Origin of the sequence: Planktomarina temperata RCA23, assembly GCF_000738435.1 — a bacterium.
Taxonomy (GTDB): Bacteria; Pseudomonadota; Alphaproteobacteria; order Rhodobacterales; family Rhodobacteraceae; genus Planktomarina; species Planktomarina temperata.
In genome coordinates, this window is record NZ_CP003984.1 from 1,960,911 (window position 1) to 1,986,984 (window position 26,074).

The following is a 26,074-nucleotide window of genomic DNA, read 5'->3' on the forward strand; positions in this document are numbered from 1 at the left end:
TTAGACCGGGATCAGGGCCAAGCCAATGCGGCGGCCCTCAGACAATAAAATATTATAGGTGCGGCAGGCTGTGGGCGAATTCATGATCTCCACCCCTATTCCGGCCCCCTCAAGTGTGGCGCGAAAATTCGGTGGAATATGGGCAATCTGCGCTCCCGTTCCCACGAAAACCACATCCAAGTCCTTGGCCGCATCGACAAAGGGGCTTGGATCATCAAACCCAGCCCAAGGGCCGCAAGACCCCGGCAGAATGGCCAATTTTCCCTCAAAGACCTCACCGGCAACGCGAAAGAAATTCGGGCCATAGCCGTCCACCGGGCGGCCAGTCTCAAAGGTGATCTCAGAGAGCTGCATTACGCATCAATATTGGCAAATTGATTGCCATCCGTATTGCTGGGCTTGGACCAATCGCGTTTCACGCCCAAGCGCAGCAGCGTGGAGCTGGCAACAAAGACCGAAGAATATGTCCCAACCATCACACCCCAAATCATCGCAAAGACGAACCCGCGGATCACGTCGCCACCCAGCACAAAAAGGGATATCAGCGCCAATAGGGTCGTCACCGAGGTCATCACGGTCCGGCTAAGGGTCTCATTGATCGACAGGTTGAGCACGTCGCTCAAATCTTTCTTCTTATAGCGCCGCAGGTTTTCCCGCACCCGGTCAAACACCACCACCGTATCATTCAACGAATAGCCGACGATGGTCAGCAAGGCCGCGATAATCGCCAGATCAAATTTGATTTGCAGGGCTGAGAAAATTCCGATGGTCAAAATCACGTCATGCACCAAAGCCCCCACGGCGCCGAGCGCAAATTGCCATTCAAAGCGCAGCCAAATGTAGATCAGCACAACGGCAATGGCGATCACCACAGCTAAGACCGCGGATTTGATCAACTCGCCAGAGACCTTCGGCCCCACCGACTCCACGGAAGGAAAACGAATATCTGGTGCAATATTGCGCAAGGAGCTTTCAAGCTGCGCCACCACGTCTGAGGCCACGGCCTCCTGCCCGTCTTGCGCTTGGATGCGGATTTGCGCCACATGCTGATCGTCACGGAAGCTGGGGTCAAACACTTCAGCAATCGACACATCGCCCAGGGCCAGCGGCTCGATGGCTTGGCGGTATGCGGCCACATCAATCGGCGTGCTGCTCTCGGCGCGGATGGTCGTGCCGCCTTTGAAATCAATGCCAAAATTCAGCCCTTGGGTCACGGTTGACGCAATGGACAGCACCACGAGCAACGCCGACACACCCAGCCACAATTTCCATTTTTCAAAGAAATCGAATGCTGTTTGCTGTTTTACCAATCTTAAACGCATCCCCTACACCTCCAGTGTTTTTGGCTTGCGCCGTTCAAACCAGATCACAACCATGGCCCTTGTCACAAAGATCGCTGTGAAAACCGAGGTGATGATCCCCAGACCCAGCGTGACGGCAAAACCTTTGACCGGGCCGGCCCCCATAATGAAAAGGATGGCGGCGGTCAAAAATGTCGTAATATTGGCATCAACAATAGCTGAGAGCGCTTTTTCATAGCCCAGCTCAATAGCCCGCGCCGGGCCTTTGGCGGTTTTCAATTCCTCGCGAATGCGTTCAAACACCAGCACATTGGCATCCACCGCCATCCCAATGGTCAGCACAATCCCCGCAATCCCCGGCAGGGTCAACGTAGCGCCGATCATCGACAAAAGCCCAAACATCAACCCTACGTTGATCAACAGCGCAATATTGGCGAAGATCCCGAAGGTGCCATAGGAGAGAAACATAAAGATCAACACGGCGGCAAACCCAACAAGACAGGCGATTTTTCCCGCATCAATACTGTCTTGCCCCAATTCTGGCCCCACAGTGCGCTCTTCGAGAAACTCCAAGCTCGCCGGCAGTGAGCCCGCCCGCAATAATGTGGCCAGCCGCGTGCTTTCTGCTACATCAAAATTGCCCGTAATGATACCAGAGCCCCCCGTGATTGGCACCTCAATCACCGGTGCTGAGATCACCTGATCATCAAGCACAATCGCAAATGGCTCGCCCACATGGTCAGTTGTATATTGTCCGAATTTTCGCGCGCCCGAGGTGTTGAAGCGGAAGTTCACCGCCGGGCGGCCATTTCGATCAAAAGACGGCTGAGCATCGGTGAGCTCTTCACCCGTAACCACAGGGGTTCGCTCTAAAATATAATATAAGTCTGGATTATCGGCTGCGGGCAATAGCTCATTGCCGACACCAGTTGCTCCATTTGGATTGCTGGACCTGCCAACGACAGTTTGAAACGTCAAAAGCGCAGGAACCCCAATCAGATCCTTGAGCTCTTGCGCCGAGCCAAGGCCGGGCACCTGGATCAAGATCCGGTCTTTGCCTTGGCGCTGGATGGTCGGCTCTCGCGTGCCCGCCTCATCCACCCGGCGACGAATAATCTCTAGGGATTGTGCCATGGTTCGATCATCAGTCGCCAGTTGCTCAGCCTCTGATAGGGTGACAATCAAATTATTGCCAAGCGCCGAAACGACAATATCGTCGGTCATCCCACCGGTCAGCGAAGCCAAAGGGCGCGCCAGGGTTTGCACCACTTCTATAGCGCGATCCATTTGCTCAGGGTTGCCAATACGCACGACAAGTTCGCCGGCACCGCCTTCCTGCTGGCGGATCGCACCGATCGTCGCACGCTCGTCGCGCAGGGCATTGCGCACTTCTGGCCAGAAGCCTTCGAGCCGAGTGGTATAGACTTCCTCGAGCTTCACCTCGCCAAGCAAATGCGCACCACCACGCAAATCAAGTCCAAGATTGACCAACCCCGACGGAAGGAAGGATGGCCAGCCTGTGGCCTCCTGCCCCGCCTCTTGGGCGTCATTATAGGATTCAACTTGGCCATAGAAGCCATTGGGCAGGGCAAAAAGCAGCCCAAGCGCGCAGGTCGCCCAAATCACGACCCGCTTCCAACCTTCGATATGCAACATCTTTTTGCTCCCGGCCTCAGGCCTGTCTTAACACGCTGAAGGGTTTAGCTGGCAGGCTTGGGCTTGCTGCGCACGTCGGCGATGGTGGCTTGCACCACATTGACCCGAATATCTTTGGCCAGTTCAACTTCAATTTCATTGCTGTCGGCTTTGACTTTGGTCACTTTGCCAATCAAGCCGCCGGCTGTCACGACCTCATCGCCTTTGGCCAGGTTGTTCACCATACTTTGATGTTCTTTCATCTTTTTCTGCTGTGGGCGAAAAACCAACAAATAGAAAATACCGATGATGAGCATCGGAAACATGAATGTGCTTAAAGTGTCCATAATGACCCCATAAATTTCGTCACACGGCACCGCGCCGCAAGTTCTGGCAGAACCTATGGTTTAGGGGGCCGCTTTGCAAGGGATTGCAGGCCTCCTACTCGGAAGTTTACCGTTTTTTTGCCAGAGCGGGTTCAACTGGTGTTGCAGCGCCAATCCATCCAGCAATGGGCTCTGAAAATTGCCCCGTGACCCTCCGCTCAGGTTTCGGCATAAACGGGCCAGTGATTCTTGATCTAGGAGATAAGAGATGCATGACATCCGTGCGATCCGCGAAAACCCCGCTGCCTTTGATGCCGCCCTTGCGCGCCGTGGCAAAGCGCCGGTCTCGTCTCAGATCTTAGCTCTAGATTCAGAGCGCCGGGCCTGCATCCAAGAGGCAGAAGCCGCTCAAGCAGACATCAACAGCGCCAGCAAACAGGTTGGCGCGGCCAAGGCCAAAGGTGATGAGGCCGAATTTGAGCGTCTGCGCGGCTTGGTCAGTGAGAAAAAGGCACAGGTGGCCAATCTGACCGAGCAAGCCAAAGTCAAGGATGAGGCGCTGACCGATGTGTTGATGGGCATCGACAACCTGCCCTATGACGACACGCCCCATGGGGCTGATGAGGCCGATAACGTCGAAATTCGCCGCTGGGGCACACCGGCGACCTTTGAGTTTGCGCCGAAAGAACACTTTGAGCTACCCGCCACGCAAGACGGGTTAGACTTTGAAACCGCCGGCAAAATTTCCGGCAGCCGCTTTGTAATCCTCTCAGGCGCCATCGCCCGTATGCACAGAGCATTGGCGCAGTTCATGCTCGACACCCATGTGAATGAAAATGGTTTGACCGAAACCAACACCCCCGTCTTGGTGCGCGACGAGGCCATGCGCGGCACGGGGCAATTGCCGAAATTTGCCGAGGATAGCTATCAAACCACCAATGGCTGGTGGCTGATCCCAACCTCTGAGGTGACTTTGACCAATATCGTCTCCGGCCTCACCCTGGACGAAACCCAGTTGCCACGTCGCTACACGGCCCATTCCCTGTGTTTTCGTTCGGAAGCGGGCAGCGCGGGGCGCGACACCGCCGGGATGCTGCGCCAGCATCAGTTTGAAAAGGTGGAGATGGTCTCTGTCACCCATCCCGATCACTCCCGCACCGAGCTTGACCGCATGACCAAATGTGCCGAGGGAATTTTGGAGCGTTTGGAGTTGCCCTATCGCACCGTGGCGCTTTGTGTCGGGGATATGGGGTTTGGCGCCCGTCGCACCCATGACATCGAAGTCTGGTTGCCCGGGCAGAATGCTTATCGCGAAATCAGCTCTTGCTCTGTTTGTGGCGACTTCCAAGCCCGCCGTATGAACGCGCGGTTCCGCCCCGCAGGCGGCGGAAAGCCAGAGTTTGTCCATACATTGAACGGCTCAGGCCTTGCGGTGGGCCGGTGTTTGATTGCTGTGCTCGAAAATGGCCAGCAGGCCGATGGCTCAGTCGAGATCCCAAAAGTGTTACGCCCCTATATGGGCAATGCCAGTAAGATCTCCGCAGACGGAAGCCTCGCCTAGTGAAGATCTAAACACTCAAGTCGATCCGGTAAGATCTGGTAAGAATTTTTCTTGAGCAGCTCTGGTTTGAGTTTGTATCAGTCTTTCACGGCCAGTAAGGGCGTTTTGCCGCCCAAAACTGGTTGTGGCAGCTGTTGGTTGTAAAGCCATAGATGACGCGTGAGTGTCTGTTTGAGATCTTCGCCTGATTTCAACGGGTGCCCTTGCAGGACACCCTCGATGCGTCCGGTGAACCACTCGGCCCTGCCCTTGGCGCGCGCGCTAAAATACAAAATCATTTGATTTAACAGAAAGCTATGGCGCTGCTGCCTCATAAGCTCAATCTGCGGCGCGAGTCCTTTGGGTGTTGACCGGTGAAGATGTAATTTGTACGTAAATAGGTATATGGAGGTTGATTTAAAATGAAAAAATTTATTATTCAAACTATATTGCTTGGTTTATTCATGGTCTTTTCGCAAAGTTCGGCCGTTTACGCACAAAGCTGTCAAATGCCTGACGGAACGCAGAAAGAAATAAGCTGCAATGTTTACTTGGACCAACTTTATTCAGCATGCGCAGCTCCAGACGAAATCGCAGACGCGCAAAGCGGAAAATGTGTGCCAATTGTTGCTTTTAAACGACCGCTCATGGGGTGTTTTGAAGATCAATGTGACATTGCCACGTCCTATCCAGGCTATAGTCCACTGGCGCTTACAAGTGATTTGGCTTCATTCAAGTTAGAAGGATATCTGAACGCAGAAACTGTTGTAATATTTTTGCAAGGGGGGCCAGATGACAGTGTCTCGGATGATTATGTCCAATTTTTAGAGGAAGATGCGCTCGTAGCCTATGTGCTTCAGACCAATGTGGCTAAGATGGGAATAGTAAAAGCCTCTGACATGACTGTCGAAGACGCGCGGCTGGAACAGCAGGAAAATTTACGTCTCATCCATACGGCATATACCGCGATACGGGCCCAATTTCCTGAAAAGCGCATCGTGCTTGCGGGGCATTCGATGGGCGCTTTCCTCTCATTGGGGTATTTGGCTGAGTATGGAAATAACTTTGACAAGGTTGTGGTGATGGCTGGGCGTGTGGACCTGCCACTTGATTTCGTGCGTCGTTTTGCGATTGGTCAAAATTTCATTTTTGATCACGTGGGCGATGTCAGCAGGTACGAAGAAACTAGGGAAGTACGAGGGGTGCACAAGTTTAGTCCGTATCTACGGACTGCTTACAGTCCGAATGCAGAAAGCACCTTACTTGCTGCAGTTGGCCTGCCCAGATATTCGAAGCTTTTGGAAAACACGGATTTATCAAACATGCTTTATCTATATTCAGCAAGAGATGAGCAGGTCGGTGGATTGAATTCACAGGAGATCGGCTTGTTGGAAGACTAAGGAGCGATCGTTGAAGAGGCCGGATGGCATCCCGATATTTTAGGTCATTCAATAATGTTAGTGGATCCAAAACATTTACAAAGAATTCGCGAATTCGTTCTTGATGCTTCTAAATAATAGGCAGCACGCTTATAAATATCGGTCGATCCGGTAAGATCTGGCAAAAAGCTCTACTTATAGGGCTTTTTGTCCAAATGCTTTCGCAGGCGCGATGGGGTGGATTTCTTTTTGTTCTTATAGGGGTTCTGATCCCCCTGCCCGCGCATCCACAACCGGATTGGCGTGCCCGGCATGTCGAAATCTTCACGCAGCCCGTTCACGAGATAGCGCGAATAGCTTTCTGCGATTTTATCGGGATAAGAACACATCACCACAAAGCCCGGTGGCCGGGTCTTTGCTTGGGTCATATACCGCAGCTTGATCCGCCGCCCGCCAGGTGCGGGGGGGGGATGCGCCTCAACCATACCGGCCAACCAGCGGTTGAGATGGCTTGTGGGAATACGGCGGTTCCACACCTCATGAGCCCGTATCACCGCCTGTTGTAGCCGGTCAAGCCCTTTGCCAGTCTTAGCAGAGACCGTCACCAAAGGCGCGCCCCGCAATTGCGGCAAAAGCCGCTCAAAAGATTCGCGCAATGTCCGAAGTTTGGCCTGTTTTTCAGGTTCAAGATCCCATTTGTTGACAGCCAAAACCACCGCACGCCCCTCGCGTTCGGCCAGATCCGAAATCCGAAGATCTTGCTGCTCAAAAGGAATATCCGCATCGAGCAAAACCACCACAACCTCGGCAAATTTCACCGCGCGCAGCCCGTCACTGACCGATAATTTCTCTAATTTGGCCTGCACCTTGGCTTTTTTGCGCATTCCGGCGGTGTCAAAAATCCGCGTCGGCACGCCGCCCCAATCCAAAGTCAAGGAAATCGCATCCCGTGTGATCCCCGCCTCAGGTCCGGTCAGCAGGCGATCTTCGCCTAATATCTTATTAATCAGAGTGGATTTTCCGGCATTCGGCCGACCAATGACCGCGACTTGCAACGGTTTTTGCACGGTGGGCAGGCGGTAGGCCTCCTGCTCATCGCCCTCAGGCAGGTCAATATCAACCTCTGGAGCCTCTTCCTTGGCCTTCTCCTCGGCCGCATCAATCAGCGGGGCCAGCATCATCGCCAGCTCACCCATGCCTTCGCCATGCTCTGCCGACAAGCGTAAAGGCTCGCCCAGTCCCAAAGAATAGGCCTCGATAACCCCGCCATCTGCCGCGCGTCCCTCGCCCTTATTGGCCGCGAGAAAGACATGCGCATTTTTCTTGCGCAGAATATCGGCAAATACCTCATCGGTGGCCGTGACACCGGCGCGGGCATCAATCATAAACAAGCACGCATCGGCCATGCCAACTGCCCGCTCTGTCAAACGGCGCATGCGCCCTTGCAGGCTTTCATCTGTGGCCTCTTCCAATCCGGCTGTATCAATTACAGTGAATTTCAAATGCCCCAAACGCGCTTCGCCTTCGCGCAGATCGCGAGTCACCCCTGGCTGATCATCCACCAAAGCGAGCTTTCGCCCCACCAAGCGGTTGAACAGCGTGGATTTTCCAACATTTGGACGGCCAACAATAGCCAGAGTAAAGGACATAGGGGCCCACTTTCGGTTGATTAGAGGCGACCGTTACACCAAGTTTTGCTTAACGGAAAGCCAGTAGATCACCTTTGGTGCTCAAAACGTAGAGCGTGCCATTCACCACAATTGGAGCACTGGCCGCACCGCTCGGCAAGTCAACAGTCGTGATTAACGTGCCATCTGCCGGGTTGAACTGCCGGATCAGCCCATCAGATGATGCTAAGATCAACCGCCCCCCGGCCAAGATTGGGCCGTAATGAGCATGGATTTTCGCACGAGATTTAACGCTCTTCTTCGTGAACTTTGGCAAGGGTGTCGACCAGATCAACGCACCATCATCTTTGGACAGGCGGATCAAATTGCCGGCATCGCTAACCGCAAAAACAGCGCCGCCAGCAACGAGGATATGCCCTTGGCTCCCCTGCTTGGCCGTCCAAATCCGCATGCCAGTGTTCAAATCGACCGCCGCCATACGGCCCGCGGAACTGGCCAGATAGACAGATGAACCCTCAATGACCGGCTGTCCTGTCAGATCGCGCACCTGAGTTGAGGCCAGGCCCAAGCGCGCGCCCGAAAGACCCGAGCTCCAGGACCGCAAACCGCCCTTTCGGAAGGAGGCCAATACATCGCCCGTGCCGAAGGGAAAAACCGCATATTTGTCAGACACGGCTGGTCCAGGCCCGCCGGTGTGACTGGCCGCAACCGTGGGACCGGCGACTTGCCATTTTATTCGACCATTGGAGGTGTCAATGGCCCAGGCCGCGCCATCGCGGGCCGCTATATAAAGTAAATCATCATAGACCGTCGGAGAGGCGCCGCCATAGCTTGCCAGATCCTGCGTCCAAAGCTCAGCACCGGAGGCGGTGTCTAAAGCCACAACCGTCCCAAAGCCTGTGGTCACAAACAGCTGCGTGCCGCCTACGGCCAGCCCGCCACCGGAGGCATCTTTTAAGGCATCAGATAATTTTCCAAGTTCGCTCTGCCACAAAATAGTGCCGGTCTCATCAATCGCTGTGACCATAGATTGGCTGTCAAGTGTGTAAACTTGACCGCCCTGCGCGACGGGCGCGGCGGAAATTTGATGTCTTTTGCCGTCTCCCGCACCAATCCGGCGCGACCAGCTCAATGTCAACTCTGAGGGAAGCTCTGCATGTGCGGCGATGTGCTGGGCGTTGCCGCCTTGATGGGTCCAAGCCGGCACAGGCTGTGGGCTCGGCAATCGCAGATCGGGCAAATCTTCCGCCAAAAAGCGCGCGTCGGTTTCCACAAAAACCGTGCCATCAAGCAATTCACGCTCCCCTTGCAAACGCGGATCGCTATTGGAACACCCTACGCCCAAACCCAAAAGTCCGATATAGAGCACCGCTTTTAGTCCCATGCGTGCCTCCTGCTCTGTATTTGCCTAATTCTGCTTTTTAATTATTTTAAATTAACAGAATAAGTTTAATTTGCCAACTCCGGACTCGCCCCTAATGCCACGATTAATTCTCCCATCCGCTGAATTTGCTCCGAGCTGGCTTCAGCGTCTTTAATATGGGCCTGCAAAAGCTCAAGCGCGGCCTGTGTCTCTCCGCGTTGCAGATGCATCGCCACCAAAAGTTCGGTCGCCACATTGCGATAAACCCCACCGGGCTCCGACAGCTCCGCGAGGATTGCGGCGGCCTCATCTAACGTGAGTACACCAGCCGTGCTGGCCATTTTCAACCGCGCGAGATCACGGATATACTTGGGCTGGGTGTCATCAGCGGCAACAGATCTAAGAAGATCGGCCGCCTGATCCGCCTCAACGCCAGCCGCCAGCAATTTGGCCACAAGCGCATCCTCGTCTTCCCGGGCAATTGCGCTCAAAGCGGCCGCTTGCTCGGCCTCATCTTCAAGCTCCAAAGCGTCCAGCAAGGCATCGCCGCGCGCCTGTGCCACTTGCGCCACCTGCGCTTTGGACCACTCATTATAGGCCGTGCCGCCAACAAGGGCGAAAATAATGACCGCGGGAATCCAGCCGTAGCGACGAAAATAGCCGAACAGGCGATCCCGGCGCACTTCCTCTGTGACTTCATCAATAAAACTGTCGGTATCGGACATCTGCCAGCCTCTATATATTTCTCAAGGTGTATAGGCAAAATCATTCATATCCCACAAGCCTTTTGAAGGCTAAGAAATGTTAAACATGAGAAAAATTCAACTATATGCCCGCCATTTCGCTGATTTTCGCCGTATATTTCACGCCGGCTCCCTTGTGCCTCAGTAAAATAGGAATAGATATCCGCGTTGAATGGATCCACTTTTGGATTTCCGGCATGAGAGGCACCTATGCGCATTTTTCCAATTTTGACAGCCATTCTGGTAGCCGCTGTCATCTATTTGTTCGTTTTTCAAAGAGATGTTCTGTTGAGCTTTGGCACAGATGAAAGCGAGATGCCCCAAATGGCCGCCCAACCTGCGCCCGCGGCGGCACCTGATCAAAACAGCGCGCCCATGGTTTCTGTCGCGGTCCTTCCTTCGACAGCGCAGAATGTGGACAGCGCTGTCACCGTGCGCGGAGAAACGCGCGCGACGCGTCAAGTTGATTTGCGGGCGGAAACCAATGGCCGCGTGATTTCTCAACCTCTGCGCAAGGGGGCCACCGTGCGGGCCGATCAACCTATGTGTGAAATTGACCCCGGAACCCGCGGCATGTCTTTGGCAGAAGCCGAAGCGCGCTTGGCCGAATCGCGCGCGCGCGTGCCCGAAGCAGAGGCGCGTGTGATCGAGGCAAAAGCCCGTTTGGACGAGGCATTGATCAATGATCGCGCAGCAGAGAAGCTGTCGCGGGATGGCTTTGCCTCTGAGGCCCGCGTGGCGAGCACCACAGCGGCCACGCAAACCGCCCGCGCCGGCGTCGCTGCCGCGCAATCAGGCTTGCAGTCGACGCTTGCCGGCATTCAATCGGCCGAAGCAGCGGTCGCTTTGGCCGAAAAAGAGATTTCCCGGCTGATCATACATGCATCTTTCGATGGCATCTTAGAAACCGACACCGCCGAATTGGGTAGTCTTTTGCAGCCTGGCGGTCTTTGCGCCACCGTTTTGCAATTGGATCCCATTAAGCTTGTGGGATTCGTGCCGGAGATGGCGGTGCAGCATGTCAAATTCGGCGCCGCTGCCGAGGCGCGATTGGTGGATGGTCGCCGAATTCTTGGCGAGGTGAGCTTCATTTCACGCTCCGCCGATAAGGTCACCCGCACCTTCCAAATCGAAGTCACCGTCCCCAATGAAGACCTAAGCATCAGCGCCGGGCAAACGGCTGATATCACAATTTCCGCCCAAGGCACACTTGCGCATCTTTTGCCGGGATCCGCGTTGACCCTAAATGACAGTGGCACTTTGGGACTGCGGGTATTGGGCGCTGAGAATACCGTGCGCTTCGTCCCGGTAACCTTGATCCGCGACACGGTAAAAGGGGTTTGGGTGGCCGGACTGCCGCGGGAGGCAGATGTGATTGTTGTCGGGCAAGAATTTGTGACAGATGGGGTGATCGTCAATCCGACCTATACGGAGGCGGCACAATGACCGGTTTGGTCGATTGGGCCTTAGCCCGAGCTCGAATGGTTTTGGCCTTTATTATACTGTCTTTGGCCGTGGGTACATTTGCCTATGCGGTTCTACCCAAAGAGGGCGAGCCGGATATTGAAATCCCGGCCATTATCATTTCCATGCCATTCCAAGGTATTTCAGCTGAAGACAGTGAAAAGCTTCTCATCAAGCCAATGGAAACGGAACTGTCGGATTTGGACGGGCTCAAAAAGCTGACCGCAACAGCCGTGGATGGCTATGCCAATGTGGTTTTAGAGTTTGAATTTGGTTGGGATAAGACCAAAATCATTGCCGATGTACGCGATCGCATGGGCAATGCGCAAACAAAATTTCCCAAGGGCGGCGACACGTATTCGATCAGCGAGTTCAACTTCTCTGAATTTCCGATCATCATCATTTCCCTGTCTGGGTCCGTGCCAGAGCGCACGCTATTGAAGGTTGCGCAGGATCTTCAGGATCGGATTGAAGGTCTCGAACCGGTTTTGAGCGCCGGATTGACCGGGCACCGCGAAGAGATGTTGGAAGTGCTCATCGATCCGTTGAAGCTGGAATCTTATAATGTGACGGCCGGCGAGTTGATCGGTGTCGTGGTCAACAACAACCAACTGATCCCAGCGGGCTCTGTTGACACGGAAAATTCCAACTTTTCGGTCAAGATCCCCTCCTCCTTTAATGCGCCTGTCGACGTTTTCAATCTGCCGGTCAAAACCAATGGCGACCGGGTTGTGACCCTCGGCGATATCGCCGATATTCGCCTGACCTTCGCAGATCGCACCGGTACGGCCCGCTTTAATGGTGAAACCACCGTCGCCATTCAGGTTGTTAAACGCAAAGGGTTCAACTTGATCGACACGACCAATTTGGTGCGCGAGGAAGTGGCAAAACAAACCGCACTTTGGCCCGTTGAGCTGCAAAATGCCATTGAAGTAAACACCTCCAACGATCAATCGCGAAATGTGGACAGTATGGTCAAACAGTTGGAAGGCTCAGTCCTCACCGCCATCGCTTTGGTGATGATTGTGGTTCTGGCGGCGCTGGGATCGCGCCCTGCCTTTTTGGTCGGGTTTGCCATTCCCACATCATTTTTGCTCTGCTTTGCGTTTCTCGCAGTCATGGGCATTTCGATTTCAAACATCGTCATGTTTGGGCTAATTTTGGCCGTTGGCATGTTGGTCGATGGGGCCATTGTGGTGGTGGAATATGCAGATAAGCGCATTTCTGAGGGCGCAGGGCCGATGCAAGCCTATGGCGATGCGGCCAAACGCATGTTCTGGCCCATTGTCTCCTCCACGGCCACAACCCTCTGCGCCTTCCTGCCCATGCTCTTTTGGCCGGGCGTGCCAGGGCAGTTTATGGGCATGCTGCCCGTCACATTGATCTTCGTACTGTCTGCCTCGCTGGTAGTCGCTCTGATTTACCTGCCAGTTTTGGGCGGCGTCTCAGGCGCCTTGAGCCAGAAATTCGGCGCGGCCTCTAACACTCTGCGCCGCCTGCCCCTTGTGGTTCGGGCGGTTATGGTGCCCATCGCCCTCTATGGGTTGTTTGTCGGCGCGATGCAGCTGCTCAACCCGGGCTACCTCTTTGGCGGGCAAGCGCCAGAAGGTATTGGCGGGACAGCACTGGGTATCCTATTGTTTTTAGTTGGAGCCGTTGTGGCTTCTATCATCATGGGCGCTGTTGAATTTCGAAAAAACCAAGCACGGATTAAAGGCGGGCATCAGCGCACAGCCTTTGGCTACTTCATCAAATTCATCACCGGCAATCCGGTCATGCCCGTCGTCTCTTTGGTTGCAGTCGTTTTCTTTGTCATCACAACTTTCCAATATTTTGGTGAAAATAACAAAGGCGTCGAGTTTTTTGTCGCCACAGAGCCGGAGCAAGCCATTGTTTACATTCAGGCGCGCGGCAATCTATCGGTGCAGGAAAAAGATGCTCTGCTGAAACAGGCGGAAGCCATCATCATCAACACGCCCGGCGTGCAAAGCACTTTCGCCTTTGCCGGTGAAGGCGGGCTGAACGCAAATACGGGCGGGGCGGGTGCACCGCTGGACACCATCGGGCAAGCGCAGATCGAATTGATCCCCTGGGAAGATCGCCCCTCAAAGCAAATAAACAGCAGGATTTTCGGTTTCATCCCCTGGACCTCCTCCGAGATGGAGGAAGGATATGGTGGAAATTTGGTACTGAACAATTTGCAAGAGCAACTCAATGGCATAGCCGGCGTGCGCAGTCAGATCATCAACCTCGCCATGGGTCCCGCATCGGCCAAACCCGTGCATCTACGCCTAAAGGGTGATGATTGGGACACGCTTTTACAGGCCACAGCCCTGGCGCGGAAAAAATTTGAGCAAACAGAGGGATTGATTGCCGTCGAAGACACCCTGCCCCTGCCGGGCATCGACTGGCAAATTGACGTAGATGTGCAGGAGGCCGGACGCTATGGTGCCGATGTGGCGACGGTCGGCGCCATGGTGCAATTGGTCACGCGCGGCATTTTGCTCGACACAATGCGGGTTGAGAGCTCCGATGAAGAAATCGACATCCGCGTGCGTTTGCCCGAAGTTGACCGAGTTCTGTCCACACTTGATACGCTGAAAGTCCGGACACCCAATGGGTTAATCCCGCTGTCCAACTTTATTTCCCGCAAACCTGTTGCCAAATTGGGGCAAATCACCCGCGTGGATCAACAGCGCTATTTCGATGTGAAGGCCGGTGTGCGCAGCGATGCTATGAAGACGGTGACAAATGAGGACGGCGCGACCCGCGAGGTCAAAATGACCCCAGCAGAACGGATCGAAGAGATTACCGCGTGGCTCGACAGCGCGCCGTTGCCGGCTGGTATAGAATGGGAATGGACCGGTGATCAGGAAGATGAGGCCGAAAGTGGTGCCTTTCTGAAAAATGCCTTTTTGGGCGCTTTGGGGCTGATGTTTATCATCCTGCTGGCACAATTTAATTCCATCTATAACTCGGTCCTGGTTTTGCTGGCGGTGGTCTTATCTACCACGGGGGTGCTGATCGGAATGCTTGTCATGGATCAAGCCTTCTCAATCATCATGACCGGTACCGGTATTGTCGCTTTGGCGGGGATTGTGGTGAACAACAACATTGTCTTGATTGATACCTATCAAGAATATAGCGCCTATATGCCGCGACTGGAGGCGATCACACGCACGGCAGAGGCGCGTATTCGTCCGGTTTTGCTGACCACCATCACCACGATGGCTGGCCTCACGCCTATGATGTTTGGCCTCAGCCTCGATTTCATCGGCGGCGGTTATACCATCGATGCGCCCACGGCTCTGTGGTGGAAACAACTGGCCACAGCTGTTGTCTTTGGGCTAGGGATTGCGACCTTGCTGACCTTGGTCTTCACCCCGGCAATGCTGGCGCTGCGGATCTGGATGGTCTCGGGGGCTTATGGGGCGGCGATGGCGCTCCGGGCAGGCGGATGGACGGCCGAGGGACGGCGCATTCGGGAGGATTTCCGATTGAACCGCTCAGCCAGAAAACTTCGCGGGCGCGAAATTGCTTGGGAAGATGCCGATCTGACCGACAGCAGCGCGCCGTAGTAGACCGCCATTGGGACTCACGCCCCCTCCTCTGACAGCTGCAGGTGCCACAGATGGGCATAGCGCCCCTCTTGCGCCAACAGCGCCTCATGGTTGCCTGATTCCACGATTTGCCCCTGCTCGAGCACGACGATGCAATCGGCATGGACGACGGTGGACAGGCGATGAGCGATGATCATCACCGTCCGCCCCTGCCCCATTTGGATCAAACTTTCCTGGATTTCATGCTCGGTCTGCGTGTCCAGCGCTGACGTCGCCTCATCCAAAAGCAAAATAGGCGGATTTTTCAACAGGCTGCGGGCAATGCCCACCCGTTGCTTTTCACCACCAGAGAGCTTGAGCCCCCGTTCGCCGACCGTCGTGTCGTAACCTTTGGGCAGGCTTTGCACGAAGTCATGAATTTGCGCCGCTTTTGCGGCCTGCTCAATCTGAGCGCGCGTCGCCTCATCGCGGCCATATGCGATGTTGTAATAGATGGTATCGTTAAACAAGACCGTGTCCTGCGGAACAACACCAATGGCCTTGTGAAGGCTGCCTTGGGTCACATCCCGGATATCTTGCCCGTCGATCAAAACCGCGCCAAAGCTGGCGTCATAAAAGCGGAATAGCAAGCGGCCAATGGTAGATTTTCCCGAACCCGATGGCCCCACAATGGCCAGCGTTTGCCCCGGCTCCACGGTAAGGTCGACGCCCTTGAGAATGGCCCGTTCAGGATCATAGGAGAAATGCACATCACGAAACTCAATCCGTCCGCCATCCACACGCAAAGGCGGGGCTTCTGGCTTGTCTTGCACCTCGGGCGGTTGCTCCAACAGGCCGAACATTTCTGACATATCCACCAGCGCTTGTCGAATTTCCCGGTAAACAAACCCCAAGAAATTCAGCGGCATCATCACCTGCATGATATAGGCATTCACCGCGACAAAGCCGCCAACACTGATCGTGCCCGCCGCAACCCCTTGCACAGACATCAGCATAACGATCACCATGGCGGTGTTGATGATCAGAGCTTGCCCGATGTTGATCACCCCAAGCGAATAGGAGGTCTTCAACGCCGCTGTTTCATAGCCCTGCATCGCAGCATCGTAACGCGCCGCCTCTCGGGATTCTGCGCCGAAATATTTCACTGTCTCGAAATTCAGAAGAGAATCAATCGCCTTTTGATTGGCGTCATTGTCTTGATCATTCATCTGTTTGCGAATTTTGACCCGCCATTCGGTGACAACGGCCGTGAACCACACATAGGTGACAATCGCCACAGCAATCACAATCAAATAACGCAGATCGAAAAAAGCGGCCAAGGCGCCGGAAATCAGCACCAATTGCAAGACCAAGGGACCAATCGAAAACAATAAAAAACGCAGCAAAAACGCAACGCCTTTGACCCCGCGCTCCATCACCCGGCTCAGCCCCCCCGTTTTACGACTGAGGTGATAGCGCAGAGACATATTGTGAATATGCTGAAAGGTCTCAAGCCCGACGCGCCGCAAAGCGCGCTGCCCCACTTTGGCGAAGACCACATCCCGTAGCTGTTGAAAGCCGCTGTCCAGGACACGTGACAGCCCGTAAGCGATGGTCAGGCCGCCGGCGCCGAGCACAAACAAAGACTGTCCGGCATCCTCCCCCGACAAGCGATCGACCGCAGCTCCCAGAATCATAGGCGTGGCCACAGCCACAAGCTTGGCCAGGATCAAACTGGCCACAGCGATCACAACGCGCCATTTAACCCATGCCTGCCCTTTCGGCCAAAGATAGGGCAGCACCCGCCTCACAACGCCAATCTCTACCCGGCGCCCCTGGGCTTCCTCTGAGGTGCCAAGACTTTTCACAAGATTACAATTCCTTACTCTTGAATTTCAGCGCTTCGATTGCTCTTAGTCTGGAATTTCGAACACCTGGCCGGGATAAATCAAATCCGGGTCACGGATACGTTCTTTATTGGCCTCAAAGACCTTGAAATACTCAATACCTGCACCGTAGCTTTCTTTGGCAATGGCCCAGAGCGTGGATCCTGGTTGCACGGTTCGCACCCGGAATTTCTTGGATGGTGTGCGCAAGACTGATGCGGTATCGGCAGGCTGTCCCTCGACCGCCAGACTTCCCCCATCTGAGCTTTGCTCACCCTGTGGATTCAGCTCAGCCACTTCAGCCTGAACATTAACCTCTTCTTGTGTCACAACCTCTTCGGGTTGCGGGTCATCGGCAGCTTCGGGCTCCACAGAGGCCAGCGCCTCCGCATCCACCACTTGGGTTTCGGCTGCACTCTCTGACGGCCCCTCGGCGCTCGGTTCCTCGGTCTCGGTGCCCGCCGCCATCAACTCGGCCAATTCTTCAGCAGCCTCACGTTTGAACGGCGTTTCAGCGCGCGACACCACATCGCCAGCTGCGTTCAACTCATCAACCCGAAGCGTGTAAATACCAGGTTCAATATCGCTAAGCTCCAAAGCCCAATAGCCATCGGCGGCAATTTTACTTGTGGCAAGAAATTGATTGTCCAGATAAATTCGAACGAAATTGCCGGCTTGACCACGCCCGCCTAATATCACGTCCCCGTTTGAGCTATAGGAAATTGTGTCGATTGTGACCGCAGGTTTGGCCGCACTGGGCGCGCCATCTTGCAACACCCGTACGCCATCTTCATCAGCGAGAATGACCGTTGCTGGAGCTTTATCCGCTTTAGCCTCTGGTGTTGCCACATCCGTGGAAGCGGTTTCAGTTCCAGTTTCAGTTTCCGTATCAGTTTCAGTTTCCGTGTCAGTTTCAGCCGCGGTTTCAGGGCTCTCCGAGACAGTGACCTCCTCCTGGACAAGCGCAGCAGTGCTGTCTGTAGCAGCGGCGGCAGCTGTCGCAGGGGCGACGAAAACGGTTTGAGCGGAGACAACGGGACCGGATCCATCCTCCGCATAAAGATGTAGCTTCAGGCTCTGCTGATCACCTGTAGACGGGAGAAAGGCGAAAATGACAAATTGCCCGGTGCCGCTCAAATCTGCGCGCGCCTCAGCCTGTTCAACCCCATCCACGCTTAAAATCACATGACCGCGACCGTCTGCTTGGCCCGCAATGAGCGCGGAGCCGTCATCCTCAATGCGTACAACGTCAAACCTTGGAGCCGACAGCTGACTGCTCAACGGTTCAGCGGGCGTATCAGTGGCGGCCTCCGCGCTTGAACTTTCACTTGCCGTCTCTTCGGGCGCGGCCTCAGCGGTGGCAGCGTCCGGCGCGGCGGCCGTGTCCTGCGCGGGCGGTTTTGCAGTATCTGTCTCTCCATCGGCCGCGGCCTCTGGCTCAGCATCGCTCTGCGCGGGCGCGGGCGCCGCTGGGTCTTGGGCGGAAGGAACCTCGCGCACAGGATCCAGAGCGGCGCGAATTTGTGGATAAAACCACCACAGACAAATCAGACCTATCACCCCAGCCACAAGTGCCGCAGTATTGCGCGATTTTGCGGTCACGTTTTTCTTATCGATCGAACTCATTTACCTGCATTCCCCCAGTCACTATCCTATGCTATCAGTCACAACTAACCTGTCCAGCAAGAACTAAGGAATTCCTTAATATGTCGAAATCAATTTGTGTTTTTTGTGGTGCGCGCATGGGAAATAATCCTGCTTTTGAGCAGGCGGCAAGAGATTTAGGTAACGTCTTGGCAAAAAATACCTGGCGCCTCGTCTATGGTGCAGGCGATATCGGCTTAATGGGTGCAGTGGCCAATGGCGCGCAGGCCGCTGGCGCTGCCACTTTTGGCGTAATGCCAGAGCACCTGATGCAAACGGAAATTGGCAAGCGCGATGTGGATCGTTTCATTATCACGGACGATATGCACAGCCGCAAAAAATTGATGTTCATCAACAGCGATGCAGTGGTGCTGCTACCGGGTGGGGCGGGCTCATTGGATGAATTTTTTGAAGTCCTGACCTGGGCGCAATTGGGCTTGCACAGCAGGCCGATCATCGTTGCCAATATCGAGGGCTATTGGCAACCCATGCTTGATATGGTGGATCACGTGATTGCCTCGGGCTTCGCCGATGCCAGTTTGCGGAGCTTATTTTGTGTGACTCAAACCGTGGATGAGATCGAGGCCGTTTTGCGCTCGGCCCTAAACACAGCCAGCCAATAAAAGACCAAAGCTATCCAGATCAGGGCAATGGCAATGACATGCCAGCCCGTGATCAGCTCACCCAAAATCACAATCGCGCAGAAGTATTGCAAGATCGGATTGAGATATTGCACCAATCCGACAGTCGCCATCGGAACCCGCTGCGTTGCATAGGTCATGAGCACAAGAGGTCCGGCGGTAATCAGCCCCGAAAACATGAGCGCGAAAAGCGTTTTCGGGTCTGGAAGATCAGAAAACCAATACAAATACCCCAAAGAAAACGGCAGCAATAACACCACCTCGAGCGTGACCGAGACCACCGAATCCACTTTAATGATCCGTTTGAGCAGGCCATAAATTCCGAAGCTAAAAGAGATCATCAAAGCCAACCAGGGCGCCGCACCCAGGCCAATGGTCAAAACCAGCACAGCCACGCAGGCCAAAGCAATCGCGACCCATTGCAACGCCGATAGGGTTTCACGAAAGGCCACAAATCCCAACAAGACCATGACGAGCGGAAAGATGTAATAGCCCAAAGAAGATTCCGTGACCCGCCCCACGCTGACAGAAAAGATGAACACATACCAATTGATGGCAATCATCACGCCGGCCAAGAGAATAAGGCCCATGGTTCTGGGCTGCCTGACAACATGCAAAGCCTGCCTGGTTCGTCCCGACAGAACAAGCAATGTGACAAAGGTCACAACCGACCACAGCGTGCGATGGGCCAAGATCTCCGCAGGATCGATGGCTTGGAACAGCGCGTAATATAGCGGTGACAGGCCCCAGGCGAGACAGGCCACAACCATCGCAAGCGTGCCTTTTGCGAATTGTGTCATGCCGCCCTACCCCTATGTGCGGATGTCATCCGCCTCGCAAAAAAAATGGCCTGCTTTAGAAACTTCAGCAGGCCATTCTCATTCATACTGTCGCCGGGGTCTTACATACGGCCTGCGACATTTTCCCAGTTGACCAAATTGTCGAGGAAGTTTGACAGATAACCTGGGCGTTTGTTGCGGAAATCAATGTAATAGGAATGCTCCCACACATCACATCCGAGCAGCGCAGTTTGACCAAAGCACAATGGGTTCACGCCGTTTTCCGTCTTCGTTACCGCCAAAGACCCATCGGCGTTTTTCACGAGCCAGCACCAGCCTGAGCCGAATTGACCGGCACCAGCCGCTGAGAAGGCGGATTTGAAATCTGCCACAGAGCCGAAGTTTTCGACCAACGCAGACTCCAATTCGCCGGGCATTTTGCTTTCGCCCGGGCCCATCATTTCCCAAAACTGGTTGTGATTCCACAATTGGCTGATGTTGTTGAAAATGCCGTTTTGAGCCACAGAGGAGGCATCATATGTGCCGACGATGATCTCTTCGAGCGACTTGCCCTCCCACTCAGTGCCAGCGATGGCGGCGTTGCCATTCGTGACATAGGCGTTGTGGTGCAGGTCATGGTGGAATTCCAATGTCTCAGCGGACATGCCTTTAGAAGCCAAAGCGTCGTGTGCATAGGGAAGATCAGGTAGTGTGAAAGCCATATCAGCGATCCTTTCAATGATGAATTGGTCTGTGCTGCCACAGGCTATATAAGCAATTTGTGCAGAACAAAATGCTATTTGAGCCAGATTGGCAAAAATAGGCTTAGCTCTGTGCGCTCACTTCCGACCCTGGCTTGGCAGCGCCGCACAAAAGCGCGAACACATAATCTTGCACAGATCGGAAACAAATTAGGCTCAAACGGTCCTCTTGCTCCACGAAAATCGCACCAGTGACTTGGGCAAAGCGGGTGCGGGCAAAACTGCCCACGCCAAACTGCGCCGCTGAGACATCCATGGGCGCCAATTTGGCCACCACTTCGCGGGCCGAACCGCCTTCGATGGTGAAGCGCGACCGGGCATCGGAGACATCCGCGAGCAGATAATGCAGCCCGTCCAAAGCCTGCTCCAAAGCGGCAAACGCCGCGCCGCCCGCATCTTTTGGCACCATGATCAGCAGCTCATCGGGCGACATCCAGGCCAGAAGCGTCTCACCGGTCTGTGCATAGGTTCCGCGTTTTGGGACCGCAACATTCAGGCAGGTTTTCAATACTGCCTTCACCTTGCTAGAGGCCAGACTGGCCCGCAGGGTGAACATGCTGTGATCGCTCTGCTGGCGAATGGTGACATAGCCTTGAAATTCACGCTCAGACATTGGCTTTCTCCCCTTCTGGGTCATAAAACACTGGGCTTACTATTTTTGCCTGCACGGGGCTGGCGCCAATTTTTGTAAAGGAAATCACCTCTCCCATCCGCTCCGGCCCTTTGTGAACCAGCCCCATGGCAATGCCCTTGCCGAGGGTTGGGGAATAATAGGTTGAGGTGACACGGCCTTGGGTATTGCCTTGCCCATTCGCATTGCTGCCCTGTGCAATTGCGTAGGCGCCATCTTCGAGCACCGAGCCGTCCAAAGTCTCCAAACCGACCAATTGCCAACGATCTGGATTGTCCATGAAACTGCGCTGTTGCGCGCGTTTGCCGAGGAAATCATCTTTCTTCTTGGAAATCGCCCAGCTCAGCCCCAAGTCTTGTGGGATCACAGTGCCGTCGGTTTCATCGCCAATCATGATAAAGCCCTTCTCAGCCCGCATGATGTGCAAACATTCCGTGCCATAGGGCATTGCGCCAAACTCGGCACCCGCCTCCATGAGCATTTCCCAGAACGCCATGCCTTGATTGGCCGGCACCGCAATTTCATAGGACAGCTCGCCCGAGAAAGAGATGCGATAAGCGCGGCAGTCGATCCCGCCAATCGTGCCGTCGGCCCAGGCCATAAAGGGCAAGCGCTCCGCCGAAACATCCATGCCGCCCAGTTTTTCCAAAAGTTTCCGAGCATTGGGGCCGACAACTGCAACCTGAGCCAATTGCTCGGTCACATTGACGACCCAAACCTTCCAGTCCCACCATTCGGTTTGCAGCCATTCTTCCATATGGGCGTGAATGCGATCTGCGCCGCCCGAGGTGGTGTGGCACAGCCAGGTTTGCTCATCAATCCGTGCCACCACACCATCATCGGACAAAAAGCCGTTTTCCGAACACATGAGCCCATAGCGGCAGCGCCCCGGCTTTAGGTTCGACATCATATTTGTATACATCATGTCGAGGAATTTTCCCGCATCCGGGCCTTTGACAATGATTTTGCCAAGGGTAGAGGCATCCAAAAGTCCCAGTTTCTCACGGGTATTGATCACTTCTCGCTGAACCGCCTGTGCGACAGTTTCAGAGCCCCGCAGATAGGCATAGGGCCGGCGCCAGCCGCCCACAGGTTCCCAATCCGCCCCATGGCTGTCATGCCAAGCATGCATCGGCGTTTTGCGCACCGGCTGAAACAACTCACCCCGCGCTTCGCCCGCAAGCGAGGCCATAGAAATTGGCGTGTAAGGGGGGCGAAAGGTGGTGGTACCCACATCTGGAATTGGCGCGTTGAGCGATCTAGACAGGATCGCAAGGCCATTAATATTGCTTAATTTTCCCTGATCTGTCGCCATGCCAAGCGTGGTGTATCGTTTGGCATGTTCAACGCTTTCAAACCCTTCTTGGGCGGCCAATTGCACATCGCTGACCTTCACATCGTTTTGGAAATCAAGCCAAGCCTTCGAGCGGAGTGCATAGCTGGCTCCTTGCGGCATCAGCCAGACCGGCGAAAGCGCCACCTCTTCAGCATCCTCAGCCGCAGGCACAGCCGCTTTTTGGGCCTTGCCAGCAGCGGCGCGCCCGGCCGCCCGGCCCTGTTCGGCGGCATCCTCAAGCACCGGCGCGCTGCGCAAATGCCCATTGGCCAGACCTGCCACTTTGACAAAACCGGCCCCATCTGCCCCCAAGGGCGGTTGATCAGGATCGGGGCGGAACATGGCTTGATCGGCGTCCCAAATCAGCTTGCCACCGCAATGGGACCACAGATGCACCACGGGCGACCAGCCACCAGACATGGCCACCACATCACAAGCGACCTCTTCGAGCACGGAGCCTTCACCGGCTTGCGCGCAAATCTGCACCCCGGTGACCCGCTTGCCGCCTTTAACTTTCGCAATGCCACGGCCGAGGGCCACGCGAATGCCAGCAGCCTGCACAGCCTCCATCAAGGCCCCGCCCCCTTCGGGCCGTGCATCGACGATCAGCGGCACCTCAAGGCCTGCCTCTAACAGGCAAAGCGCAGTTCGATAAGCGTCATCATTGTTGGTGACAATCACCGTGCGATCTCCCGGCGACACCGCGAAATTTACAACATAGTCGCGCACAGCAGAGGCCAGCATGACGCCGGGAATATCATTGCCCGCAAAAGAGAGCGGCCGTTCGATAGCGCCTGTGGCGGTGACAATCTGTTTGCAGCGCACCCGCCACAACCGGTGGCGCGGCCGCCCGTCCCCGGGTGTGTGATCGGCGATGCGCTCATAGGCCAAAGCATATCCGTGGTCATAAACCCCAGAGCCTTGGGTGCGATTGCGGATCACAACATTGTCGCAAGCGGCCAGCTCTGCCAAAGTTTGCGCCACCCAATCTTCCGCCGCCAGACCATCAATGGTCACCCCATCCACCGGCGCGCGTCCGCCCCAATGCGCGGTTTGCTCGACCAGCAAAACCCGAACACCGGTTGCAGCCGCCGAACGCGCCGCTTGCAGCCCGGCAATTCCGCCGCCCACCACCATCACCTCGCAATGATGATAGTAATGCTCATAGCTGTCCTGATCACGCGCTTTAGGCGCTTTGCCCAGACCTGCGGAATGACGAATGATCGGCTCATAAATATGTTTCCAAAAGGAGCGCGGGTGAATGAACATCTTGTAATAAAAGCCAGCCGGCAGGAAACGCGACAGCTTCGAATTGATTGCACCCACGTCAAATTCCAACGAGGGAAAATGATTTTGTGACGCGGCTGTCAAACCTGAAAATGTCTCAGTGGTTGTGGCGCGCGCATTGGGTTCAAATCCGCTTTCAACGCCCAGGTTGATCAAGGCATTGGGCTCTTCGCCACCTGACGCCAAAACGCCGCGCGGACGGTGATATTTGAACGATCGGCCCATCAGCATTTGATCATTGGCCAAAAGAGAGGCCGCCAAAGTATCGCCCTCAAAGCCGGACATAACCTTGCCATTGAAGGTGAAGGAAAGCGCTTTGGCGCGGTTGATTAACCGGCCATGGCTGGCAAGACGGGTGCTCATTGGGCAGCTCCATTTTTGCGGAAATTATGCCGGCTTCTCGCAGGCGTATAGAGTGAAGAGACACCCATCATGAGAAATCCCTCCAAGTCCAACCGGGCCGTTTGGCACTGATCGCATCTTTAATGGCTTGAGGCGGCTCAAGGGTCTGGGCCTTATAGGTGCCAAAAACCTCTAGCGTTGCCGTGCAGCGGGCGGCGTGAAACCATTTTCCGCAGCCAGAGGCACAGCGCCAGCGCTCGAAATGCACCCCTTTGGGGTTTACCCGGCCAAATAAATAGCCCTCAAACTCTGCGTCAGAGGCGCCAGGTCCAAAGCGCTTCAAATGCGCCTCGCCGCCAGCAGACAGTTCCGTTTCATCTTTGTCGCAGCCGCAATAGGGGCAATTTAGGATGAGCATGGCAAGGCTCCCTTTGTCGAGTTAAGAACGATAGCGCGGGGGAGGATATCTGTGTGACAGGCCATCAGTGCGCCACCCCTGCCGCAACGCTTTCATCAATAAACCGCCCAGCGCGAAAGCGATCGAGACCAAATTGTTCCGTAAGCGGGCTTTCCCCCTTGGCCATAAGCTCCGCAAAGCCCCAGCCAGATCCCGGAATAGCTTTGAACCCGCCTGTGCCCCAACCGCAGTTGATAAAGGTGTTGCCCAACGGGGTTTTGCTCAAAATGGGTGAGCGGTCCCCTGTAACATCGACAATACCGCCCCAATGCCGCAGCATCTTCAAGCGCGACACCATGGGGAAGGTTTCAATCAACGCCCGGACAGTCTCTTCTAGATGATGAAATGAGCCGCGTTGTGTATAGGCATTATAAGCATCTGTGCCACCGCCAATCACCATCTCGCCCTTGTCCGATTGGCTCATATAGCCATGAACCGTATTGGCCATGACAACCACATCCATGCAGGGTTTGATCGGCTCGCTGACCAAAGCCTGCAGCGGAACAGATTCAATAGGCAATTGAAAGCCGGCCATATTGGCCACCACAGAGGCGTGTCCCGCCACAACCATGCCGAGCTTTTTACAGGCGATATGACCACGGCTGGTGTCAACACCGGTCACATTACCGCCAGATTGGGTGATGCCGGTCACTTCGGTTTTTTGCAAAATATGCATGCCCATATCGGTACAAGCGCGCGCATAACCCCAGGCGACCGCGTCATGGCGCGCCGAGCCGCCGCGCGCTTGCCATAACGCCCCTAAAACCGGATAACGCGGCCCGTCGATATTCATGATCGGACAAAGCTCTTTGACCCGAGCAGGTGAGATGAATTCCGTCTTCACACCTTGCAGCGAATTGGCATGGGCTGTGCGTTGATATCCGCGCACCTCATGATGTGTTTGCGCCAGCATCATCACGCCGCGGGGGCTGAACATCACATTATAGTTGAGATCTTGGCTCATCGTTTCATACAAAGAGCGCGCCTTTTCATAGATCGCCGCCGAAGGGTCTTGCAGGTAGTTTGAGCGAATAATAGTCGTGTTGCGCCCTGTGTTGCCACCGCCCAGCCAGCCTTTTTCGATCACAGCCACATTGGTGATGCCGAAATTCTTGCCCAGATAATAAGCCGTGGCGAGACCATGGCCCCCCGCGCCAATAATGACCACGTCATAGGCCTTTTTGGCCTCGGGATTGCCCCAGGTGCGGCCCCAACCGCTGTGTTGACGCATCGCCTCACGCGCGACAGCAAAGACTGAATTTCGCTTCATATTAGAATCCCCCTTGGGTGCTTGCGCGTCTTATCTCTTAAAATGCCGCGACACAGCACCTCACCTGCGTCCTTGTGTGAAATTATTGCGACATTGATCGATCCAATATAGAGCGATAGCAA

General features: G+C 54.9%; 21 protein-coding genes. 5 read left to right on the plus strand and 16 right to left on the minus strand.

The annotated features are described in order from the left end of the window. From RCA23_RS09370 to yajC, 4 genes are read right to left on the minus strand one after another with little or no spacing between them, the layout of a single operon-like run. Positions 1-354 carry an Mth938-like domain-containing protein gene (locus RCA23_RS09370; RefSeq protein WP_044050093.1) on the minus strand — a complete coding sequence of 118 codons (354 nt, stop codon included), beginning with the start codon at positions 352-354 and terminating at the stop codon, positions 1-3. Next, complete coding sequence (gene secF, locus RCA23_RS09375; protein ID WP_044050094.1) at positions 354-1,322, minus strand: protein translocase subunit SecF; 969 nt, start codon at positions 1,320-1,322, stop codon at positions 354-356. The genes RCA23_RS09370 and secF overlap by 1 nt, the downstream gene beginning before the upstream one ends. A 3-nt stretch (positions 1,323-1,325) precedes the next feature. Continuing rightward, positions 1,326-2,957, minus strand: a complete 1,632-nt coding sequence (secD, locus tag RCA23_RS09380; protein ID WP_044050095.1) for a protein translocase subunit SecD — start codon at positions 2,955-2,957, stop codon at positions 1,326-1,328. Between the two features lie 44 nt (positions 2,958-3,001). Continuing rightward, on the minus strand, positions 3,002-3,283 hold the full coding sequence (gene yajC, locus RCA23_RS09385; RefSeq protein WP_044050096.1) for a preprotein translocase subunit YajC: 282 nt from the start codon (positions 3,281-3,283) through the stop codon (positions 3,002-3,004). Positions 3,284-3,530: 247 nt separating this feature from the next. On the opposite strand from yajC, the gene serS reads away from it, so the two are divergent. Next, positions 3,531-4,823 carry a serine--tRNA ligase gene (gene serS / locus RCA23_RS09390; protein ID WP_044050097.1) on the plus strand — a complete coding sequence of 431 codons (1,293 nt, stop codon included), beginning with the start codon at positions 3,531-3,533 and terminating at the stop codon, positions 4,821-4,823. Positions 4,824-4,900: 77 nt separating this feature from the next. On the opposite strand, the gene RCA23_RS09395 is transcribed toward serS, so the two are convergent. Then, positions 4,901-5,101 (minus strand): hypothetical protein, encoded by a 201-nt coding sequence (locus tag RCA23_RS09395; protein WP_081870944.1) that lies wholly within the window; start codon positions 5,099-5,101, stop codon positions 4,901-4,903. A 123-nt stretch (positions 5,102-5,224) separates the two neighbouring features. Here RCA23_RS09395 and RCA23_RS09400 point away from each other — a divergent pair, with 123 nt between their 5' ends. Beyond that, the gene (locus tag RCA23_RS09400) at positions 5,225-6,202 is read left to right on the plus strand and encodes an alpha/beta hydrolase (protein WP_044050098.1); all 978 of its coding nucleotides are present in this window, start codon (positions 5,225-5,227) and stop codon (positions 6,200-6,202) included. 170 nt (positions 6,203-6,372) lie between these two features. On the opposite strand, the gene der is transcribed toward RCA23_RS09400, so the two are convergent. The 3 genes from der to RCA23_RS09415 form a co-directional block, all read right to left on the minus strand. After that, positions 6,373-7,830 carry a ribosome biogenesis GTPase Der gene (der, locus tag RCA23_RS09405; protein ID WP_044050099.1) on the minus strand — a complete coding sequence of 486 codons (1,458 nt, stop codon included), beginning with the start codon at positions 7,828-7,830 and terminating at the stop codon, positions 6,373-6,375. A gap of 49 nt (positions 7,831-7,879) precedes the next feature. Further along, a complete protein-coding gene (locus RCA23_RS09410; RefSeq protein ID WP_044050100.1) occupies positions 7,880-9,193 on the minus strand; it encodes a PQQ-like beta-propeller repeat protein in 1,314 nt (437 codons plus the stop codon). Between the two features lie 65 nt (positions 9,194-9,258). Further along, positions 9,259-9,897: a hypothetical protein gene (locus RCA23_RS09415; protein ID WP_044050101.1), complete on the minus strand. Its 639-nt coding sequence runs from the start codon at positions 9,895-9,897 to the stop codon at positions 9,259-9,261. A 228-nt stretch (positions 9,898-10,125) separates the two neighbouring features. Here RCA23_RS09415 and RCA23_RS09420 point away from each other — a divergent pair, with 228 nt between their 5' ends. Together RCA23_RS09420 and RCA23_RS09425 are read left to right on the plus strand one after the other, a co-directional pair. Next, positions 10,126-11,361: an efflux RND transporter periplasmic adaptor subunit gene (locus tag RCA23_RS09420; protein ID WP_044050102.1), complete on the plus strand. Its 1,236-nt coding sequence runs from the start codon at positions 10,126-10,128 to the stop codon at positions 11,359-11,361. Next, the gene (locus RCA23_RS09425; RefSeq protein ID WP_044050103.1) at positions 11,358-14,957 is read left to right on the plus strand and encodes an efflux RND transporter permease subunit; all 3,600 of its coding nucleotides are present in this window, start codon (positions 11,358-11,360) and stop codon (positions 14,955-14,957) included. The genes RCA23_RS09420 and RCA23_RS09425 overlap by 4 nt, the downstream gene beginning before the upstream one ends. Positions 14,958-14,974: 17 nt before the next feature. On the opposite strand, the gene RCA23_RS09430 is transcribed toward RCA23_RS09425, so the two are convergent. Then, positions 14,975-16,786 carry an ABCB family ABC transporter ATP-binding protein/permease gene (locus RCA23_RS09430; protein WP_044050104.1) on the minus strand — a complete coding sequence of 604 codons (1,812 nt, stop codon included), beginning with the start codon at positions 16,784-16,786 and terminating at the stop codon, positions 14,975-14,977. Between the two features lie 45 nt (positions 16,787-16,831). Continuing rightward, complete coding sequence (locus tag RCA23_RS16780) at positions 16,832-18,430, minus strand: LysM peptidoglycan-binding domain-containing protein (protein WP_052377115.1); 1,599 nt, start codon at positions 18,428-18,430, stop codon at positions 16,832-16,834. Between the two features lie 116 nt (positions 18,431-18,546). Here RCA23_RS16780 and RCA23_RS09440 point away from each other — a divergent pair, with 116 nt between their 5' ends. Beyond that, a complete protein-coding gene (locus RCA23_RS09440) occupies positions 18,547-19,071 on the plus strand; it encodes an LOG family protein (protein ID WP_236631338.1) in 525 nt (174 codons plus the stop codon). Here RCA23_RS09440 and rarD read toward each other — a convergent pair. The 6 genes from rarD to RCA23_RS09470 all read right to left on the minus strand — a co-directional run bounded on the left by rarD (position 19,011) and on the right by RCA23_RS09470 (position 25,952). After that, positions 19,011-19,889: an EamA family transporter RarD gene (gene rarD, locus RCA23_RS09445; RefSeq protein WP_044050106.1), complete on the minus strand. Its 879-nt coding sequence runs from the start codon at positions 19,887-19,889 to the stop codon at positions 19,011-19,013. The genes RCA23_RS09440 and rarD overlap by 61 nt on opposite strands. Positions 19,890-19,990: 101 nt before the next feature. Then, positions 19,991-20,590 (minus strand): superoxide dismutase, encoded by a 600-nt coding sequence (locus RCA23_RS09450; RefSeq protein WP_044050107.1) that lies wholly within the window; start codon positions 20,588-20,590, stop codon positions 19,991-19,993. 103 nt (positions 20,591-20,693) lie between these two features. Next, positions 20,694-21,242 carry a sarcosine oxidase subunit gamma gene (locus RCA23_RS09455; RefSeq protein WP_044050108.1) on the minus strand — a complete coding sequence of 183 codons (549 nt, stop codon included), beginning with the start codon at positions 21,240-21,242 and terminating at the stop codon, positions 20,694-20,696. After that, a complete protein-coding gene (locus tag RCA23_RS09460; protein WP_044050109.1) occupies positions 21,235-24,246 on the minus strand; it encodes a sarcosine oxidase subunit alpha family protein in 3,012 nt (1,003 codons plus the stop codon). Before RCA23_RS09460 ends, RCA23_RS09455 begins: the two co-directional genes overlap by 8 nt. A 67-nt stretch (positions 24,247-24,313) precedes the next feature. Then, positions 24,314-24,643, minus strand: a complete 330-nt coding sequence (locus tag RCA23_RS09465) for a sarcosine oxidase subunit delta (RefSeq protein WP_044050110.1) — start codon at positions 24,641-24,643, stop codon at positions 24,314-24,316. Positions 24,644-24,707: 64 nt separating this feature from the next. Continuing rightward, a complete protein-coding gene (locus RCA23_RS09470) occupies positions 24,708-25,952 on the minus strand; it encodes a sarcosine oxidase subunit beta family protein (protein WP_044050111.1) in 1,245 nt (414 codons plus the stop codon). Between the last annotated feature and the right edge of the window lie 122 nt (positions 25,953-26,074).